Source organism: Methyloceanibacter sp., from assembly GCF_051306395.1.
Taxonomy (GTDB): Bacteria; Pseudomonadota; Alphaproteobacteria; order Rhizobiales; family Methyloligellaceae; genus Methyloceanibacter.
Genome location: NZ_JBPPND010000213.1, coordinates 1 through 6,851, shown reverse-complemented (window position 1 = coordinate 6,851; position 6,851 = coordinate 1). Strand labels below are relative to the sequence as shown.

Genomic DNA, 6,851 nt, shown 5'->3' with positions numbered 1-6,851 from the left:
CTCCTGATGATTGCCAGGCGCATTGTGCCGGGCGATCCGCTGGAGCCGGCGACCAAATTCGGCGCCATGGTCTCGGCCGAGCAGATGCAGACGGCGTTGCGCTACATCGAGGATGCAGCCCGAGACGGCGCCGCGTTGCGGCTCGGTGGCAAGCGCACCCGTGTCGACAGCGGCGGCTTTTTCGTCGAGCCGACGGTGTTCGACGCCGTGGCGCCGGACGCGCAACTCGCCCGGGAGGAGGTCTTCGGACCCGTCCTCGCCGTAAGCCGATTCAAGGAGCCGGACGAGGCCCTCCGCCTTGCCAACGATACGGTCTATGGCCTCGCCGCCGGCCTGTGGACGCGCGACATCAATCTCGCCCACCGCGCCGCCCGCGAGATCAAGGCCGGCCTCGTGTGGGTCAATGGATGGGACGCCTGCGACATCACCATGCCGTTCGGCGGCTTCAAACAGTCGGGTTTCGGCCGTGACCGCTCGCTTCATGCTCTGCACAAATATGCCGATCTGAAATCGGTCTCGATCACGATACGCTGACGGATGGTGCCGATGAACATGATCGCCAAGAAGTTTCCGACCAGCGCTTTCATCGACGGCGAATGGGTCGGTTCGGCGAAGACGTTCGCGGTCACCGATCCCGCGACGGGCGCGGAGGTGGCGGTTGTGCCCGATCTCGGCCCCGAGGAGGCCAGACACGCCATAGACGCCGCGAGCCGCGCGTTGCCGGACTGGTCGGCAAAGACGGCAAAGGAGCGGGCGGCTATCCTGAGGCGCTGGTTCGACCTGGTCACCGCGGAGGCCGAGAGCCTCGCCCAGCTGATGACCACGGAGCAAGGCAAGCCCATCGCCGAGGCGCGCGCCGAGGTGGCCTATGGGGCCTCTTTCATCGAGTGGTTTGCCGAGGAAGCCAAGCGCGCCTACGGACGGACGATTCCGACGACCGCCGCCTCCAAGCGGTACATCACCATCAAGCAGCCGATTGGAGTCGTCGCCGCGATCGCGCCGTGGAATTTCCCGATCGCGATGATCACCCGCAAGGTTGCGCCGGCGCTCGCCTCCGGCTGCACGATCGTGGTCAAGCCCGCGGCGGAAACGCCGCTTTGCGCTCTTGCGCTCGCCAAGCTCGCCGAAGACGCGGGCCTGCCGCCCGGCGTCCTCAATATCGTCACGACCGACGACGCACCCGCCGTGGGTAAGGTGTTCTGCGACGATGCCCGCGTGCGCAAGCTCTCCTTCACTGGCTCGACCGAAGTCGGCAAGATCCTCTATCGCCAGTGCGCCGACACGGTGAAGAAGTTGACCCTCGAGCTCGGCGGCAACGCGCCGCTCCTGGTCTTCGACGACGCCGACCTTGATCAGGCCGTCGCCGGCGCCATGGCTTCCAAATATCGCAACGCCGGCCAGACCTGCGTCTGCGCGAACCGCATTCTCGTGCAATCCGGCATCTACGACCGCTTCGCGGCGGCCATGGTGAAATGCGTGAACAAACTAGCTGTCGGCCCCGGCCTGGAGGACGGCAATGCCGTGGGCCCGCTGATCAGCGGAGAGGCCATCGACAAGGTCGAGACGCTGGTGGCGGAAGCCGTCAGGAAGGGCGCCAAAGTCCTGACCGGCGGCGAGATTGCTCCCGCGGGGCCGCTGTTTTACCGCCCGTCGGTCGTGGGCGGCGTGACGCCCGACATGAGCATCGTGCGCGAGGAGATTTTCGGCCCCGTCGCCGCTCTGGTGCGGTTCGAGACCGAGGACGAAGCGATCCGGTTGGCGAACGATACACCCTTCGGGCTCGCGGCCTATCTGTTCAGCCGGGACGTCAGCCGCGCCTGGCGTGTTGCCGAGAAGCTCGATGCCGGCATGGTCGGCATCAACGAGGGCATCTTTTCGAACGAGGTGGTTCCGTTCGGCGGCGTCAAGGAATCGGGTCTCGGCCGCGAAGGCGGCGCCGAAGGCTTGGAGGAGTACTTGGAGGTCAAATACATCTGCCTGGGCGGGCTTGATCAATGATTGGTCAGGCTCAGAGAAAGTTGGCTAGCGATTGGGCTGGTGGGCATGACTGCAAGCAGCCATACTTCACAGCAAGAAACCATCGGCGGCCAAGGACTTGGAAGTAGGTACGGATAGCACGATCAGTAATCGGAGGGAGAGTGAGCATGTCGGACGAGCGCACCAAATTTTTATTCGGCCCCCATTCACGCCGATCAATTCTCAAGGGACTCGGCGTTGCCGCAGTCGGCATCACCCTCACCGGCAGGAAGCACTCTGCCTGGGCCGCTGACGAGGAAAAAAAGCTAAACTTCTACAACTGGGACACTTATATCGGCGAGACCACGCTCGAAGACTTCGCGGACGCGAGCGGCATCGACGTCAATATGAGTTTGTTCGCGACGAACGACGAGTTGTTCGCCAAGTTGCGCGCGGGCAACCCTGGATATGACGTGATCGTACCGGGCAGCGAGTTCGTCGAACGGATGATCAAGGCCGATCTGCTCGAGCCCCTCGATCATTCCAAAATTCCCAACATGAAGAATATCGCCCCGGAGTTCATCGAGGACGCGCCCTTTGATCCCGGCCGCAAATACAGCCTGCCCTATACCTGGCTCGTGATCGGCATCGGCTACCGCAAGTCCAAGGTGAAGCAGGTCCCCGATAGCTGGAAGTACCTGTTCGATTCCGACGAGTACAAGGGCCGCATCGCCGTCATGTCCGACGCGAGCGAGCTGTTCCGCAACTGCTTCAAGTATCTCGGCAAATCCATCAACGACGACTCGCCCGAGTTGATCAAGGAGGCCGAGGCCATGCTCATCAAGCAGAAGCCCAACATTAAGGCCTTCCACGAGGACAACGGCCAGGACCTTCTCCTGTCCGGCGAAGTCGACGTCGTGATGGAGTACAACGGCGACATTGCGCAGATCATGACCGAAGATGACGACATCGACTTCATCGTGCCGAAAGAAGGCGCCATGAAGCAGCAGGACACCTTGGCCATCCCGAAAGGCGCGCCGCATCCGGAGAATGCCCTCAAGTTCTTGAATTTCATCTTCGAGCCCGAGGTCGGCGCCGAGATCACCAAGACCATTCTCTATCCGTCTCCCAACGCGGCAGCCGTCGCGCTGATGCCGGACTCCTACAAGGATAACAAGGTGATCTTCCCGCCGGCCGACGTCATGGCCAAATGCGAGTACCCGCGCTACCTCGGCCCCGAGTTCACGCGGCTGCTCGACGAGGCGATGACCCGGCTGCGAGCGGCATAAGGTAAGGGAACGCGCGTGGCATAGGGGAGGAACACGACAAGCCGCCATGGCAACCCGGACACAAGAGCGTCGGCTGGCCTTTTTGGCGACGGCACTGCCGCCCATTGGTTGGGTGGTCGTGTTCTTCCTCGCGCCACTCGCGATCGTGTGGGCCTACAGTTTCGGTCAGAATGTGGGTCTGACCGAAGTCGACATCAGCGGCACCTTCGCCAACTACGCGCGGGCGCTTCAGCCGCTCTATCTCGGCATCTTCGCCAAGTCGATCTTCGTCGCCGGGATCACGACATTCCTGTGTCTCGTCATCGGCTTTCCGGTTGCGCTGTCGATCGTCTTCGCCAGCGAGCGTTGGCGGGCGTGGATTTTGCTGCTGATCATGCTACCGTTCTGGACCAACCTTCTGATCCGGACCTACGCGCTGATCGCGGTGCTGCGGACTCAAGGCTACGTGAACTTCACGCTCGAATGGTTCTGGGATCAGGGTAGCTGGCTCATGACGCTCGTGGGGCTGGAGCCGCTGGGCGACTTCACGCCCCTGCAGTTGCTTTACAACAACTTTGCCGTCGTATTCGGACTGGTCTACGTGCATTTGCCCTTCATGGTGCTGCCGCTTTACGCAGCGCTCGACCGGCTCGACAAATCGCTCATCGAGGCGAGCCTCGACCTCGGTGCCGGCCACATCCGGACCCTGTTCTTGATCGTGGTGCCGCTGGCGCTGCCGGGCATCATCTCGGGCATCATTATCACCTTCGTCCCGGCGCTCGGCGCCTATCTGACGCCGGATCTGCTCGGCGGCCCCGACAGTCAGATGATCGCCAACGTGATCGAGCGTCAGTTCAAAAAGGCCAATGACTGGCCGTTCGGCGCCGCGCTGTCGTTCCTGCTGATGTACGCGACATTCGCCGCGATCGCCTTGCGCGTCTATGTCACCCGCGGCAAATCCACCGACGCCGGTCACGGGATCTAGACCATGGCCACACGACGCGCACCCCTCGAATACAACCGCGCATGGCAGATGAAGCTTTGGCTCTTCGTCGTGTTCTTCTTCCTCTATGCGCCGCTCGTCGCGCTCGTCTTCTTCAGCTTCAACGACAGCAAGCGGAACATTGTCTGGCGAGGCTTCACGCTCGATTACTACAAAAAGCTCTTCAACAACGAGGACCTGCTGATCGCCTTCGCCAACTCGCTGACTATCGCGCTGTTCGCCACGCTGATCTCCCTCGTCATAGGGTCGCTGGCCGGCATCTTGCTGTGGCGCTACCGCTTCTTCGGCAAGACCGCGGTGGAGGGCGCCTTTACCCTTCCCATCGTGGTGCCGGAAATCTGCATGGGCGTTTCGATGCTCTTGTTCTTCACCCGCGTCCTGCCCTGGCCCAACAATCTCATATGGCCGTTCAGTCTCGGCTCGATCATCATCGCCCATGTCTCGTTCTGTTTCCCCTTCGTCGCGCTGGTGGTCCGTGCCCGGCTCGCCAGTTTCAACAAGGAGCAGGAGGAAGCCGCGCGCGACCTCGGTGCCAACGACTGGCAGGCGTTTCGCGATGTCCTGCTGCCCCATCTGAAACCTGCGCTGATCGCGGGCGCACTGTTGGCGTTTACGCTTTCGCTCGACGACTTCGTGATCACGTTCTTTACCTCGGGACCTGACACGGTCACCTTCCCGGTAAAGGTCTATTCGATGCTGCGCTTCTCGGTGACGCCCGAAGTCAACGCGGCGTCGACGATGCTGATCCTTGTGACGATCGTGCTCATGGCTCTGATGATGCTGATCCAGGGCCGGGGGCGAAAGTAGCCTTAGAGGGATGATGAACGTGGACCAAGTATCACCCGGCGGAACTGCGGCGGCGGTCAAGCCTATCATCAGTTTCCGCAACATCTGCAAGCGGTGGGGATCCACGGTCGGCGTGGACCATGTCAGCCTCGACATCGAGCCGGGCGAGTTCTTCGCGCTGCTCGGTCCATCGGGTTGCGGCAAGACGACACTGTTGCGCATGCTTGCGGGCCTCGAGGTGCCGACCGAGGGCCAGGTCCTGATCGACGGTCAGGACATGGGCGACATCCCGCCGAACAAGCGCGCCGTGAACATGGTGTTCCAGTCCTACGCCGTGTTCCCGCATATGACGGTGGCGGATAACGTCGCCTACGGCCTCAAGATCGACCGCGTGCCTCAGCCGGAGCGGGCGGAGCGCGTGCAGGAAGCCTTGGAGCTGGTGCAGCTCGGGCAGCTTGCCGACCGCAAACCAGACCAGCTTTCGGGCGGTCAGCGGCAACGTGTGGCGCTGGCCCGTGCGCTGGTGAAGAAGCCGAAAGTCCTGCTGCTGGACGAGCCGCTCTCGGCGCTCGACGCCAAGCTGCTCGAAGCCATGCGCTTCGAGCTTTCCCAGCTGCAACAGAAGGTGGGCATCACGTTCATCATGGTCACCCATGACCAGAACGAGGCTCTGGCGATCGCCTCCCGCATCGCGGTCATGAACAAGGGCTCGATCGCGCAGCTCGGTACCCCTTCGGATCTTTACGAATTTCCGGCGTCGCGCTTCGTCGCCGACTTCATCGGTTCGGTGAACATGTTCGAAGGCACGCTGATCGATGATCAACCCGACGAGGCGACGGTCAAATGCCCGGAACTGGAGCCGCACCGCATCCATGTCCCCCATGCTGTTCTGGGCCAGGAGTCTTCCAAGGTGTGGGTCGCGATCCGTCCCGAGAAGATGAACTTGCATAAGGACGCGGACGCGCCGCCTACTTTGCCGGAGTGCCCGCCGGCTCACAATGTCGCCAAAGGGGAGATCAAGGAAATCTCCTATCTCGGCGACATCTCGATCTTTCACGTGCTGCTTGCCAACGGGGCGCTGATCCGGATATCGCGTCCCAACCGCTCCCGGTTCGACCAGGATGACTTTGGCTGGGGCGAGAAGGTGTGGGTCAGTTGGGGCGGCACGAGCCCGGTCGTGCTGCAAGGCTGAGCCGTAGCCCAACCGACTTTCAATACATCTTAGCTCACGAGGCCACTATGAGCGCCAGGCTCTCGACCAACGATCTCGAAGCATACTGGATGCCGTTCACGGCGAACCGCCAATACAAGAAGGCGCCCCGTCTTCTCGTGAGCGCCGAACGGACGCATTATACGACGGATGACGGGCGGCGCGTTCTCGACGGCACGTCGGGATTGTGGTGCGTCAATGCCGGTCACTGCCGGCCGAGGATCGTCGAGGCGATCCGCAATCAGGTCGGCGAACTCGATTTCGCGGGCTCGTTCCAGATCGGTCATCCCAAGGCGTTCGAGTGCGCCTCGAAGCTCGTCAATATCGCCCCGCCCGGATTCGACCATGTGTTCTTCACCAACTCGGGATCGGAATCGGTCGAGACCGCGCTCAAGATGGCGCTCGCCTATCATCGGGCGAAGGGCAATGCCACCAAGGTCCGGCTGATCGGCCGCGAGCGCGGCTATCATGGAGTGAATTTCGGCGGAACGTCGGTGGGCGGCATCGCCAGCAATCGCAAGATGTTCGGCACCCTGCTGACCGGCGTCGACCATATTCGCCACACCCATGACCTGTCGCGGAATGCGTTCAGCCGCGGCGAGCCCGAGCACGGGGCGGAGCTCGCCGA

7 protein-coding genes are annotated in these 6,851 nt (G+C 62.3%); all 7 read left to right on the top strand.

From position 1 onward, the window contains the following. On the top strand, positions 1–534 hold a 534-nt coding region (locus tag ACSLE4_RS11190; RefSeq protein WP_435904529.1), incomplete at its 5' end, for an aldehyde dehydrogenase family protein. Positions 535–546: 12 nt separating this feature from the next. Further along, a complete protein-coding gene (locus tag ACSLE4_RS11185) occupies positions 547–1,998 on the top strand; it encodes an NAD-dependent succinate-semialdehyde dehydrogenase (RefSeq protein WP_435904528.1) in 1,452 nt (483 codons plus the stop codon). Positions 1,999–2,144: 146 nt separating this feature from the next. Then, on the top strand, positions 2,145–3,245 hold the full coding sequence (locus tag ACSLE4_RS11180) for an ABC transporter substrate-binding protein (RefSeq protein WP_435904527.1): 1,101 nt from the start codon (positions 2,145–2,147) through the stop codon (positions 3,243–3,245). A 46-nt stretch (positions 3,246–3,291) separates the two neighbouring features. Then, the gene (locus ACSLE4_RS11175) at positions 3,292–4,209 is read left to right on the top strand and encodes an ABC transporter permease (RefSeq protein ID WP_435904526.1); all 918 of its coding nucleotides are present in this window, start codon (positions 3,292–3,294) and stop codon (positions 4,207–4,209) included. Between the two features lie 3 nt (positions 4,210–4,212). Next, entirely contained in the window at positions 4,213–5,034 is an 822-nt protein-coding gene (locus ACSLE4_RS11170; RefSeq protein ID WP_435904525.1) for an ABC transporter permease, read from the top strand. A 13-nt stretch (positions 5,035–5,047) separates the two neighbouring features. Beyond that, complete coding sequence (locus ACSLE4_RS11165) at positions 5,048–6,205, top strand: ABC transporter ATP-binding protein (protein ID WP_435904530.1); 1,158 nt, start codon at positions 5,048–5,050, stop codon at positions 6,203–6,205. Positions 6,206–6,252: 47 nt separating this feature from the next. Continuing rightward, a partial coding sequence (locus ACSLE4_RS11160; protein ID WP_435904524.1) for an aminotransferase class III-fold pyridoxal phosphate-dependent enzyme occupies positions 6,253–6,851 on the top strand: 599 nt, incomplete at its 3' end.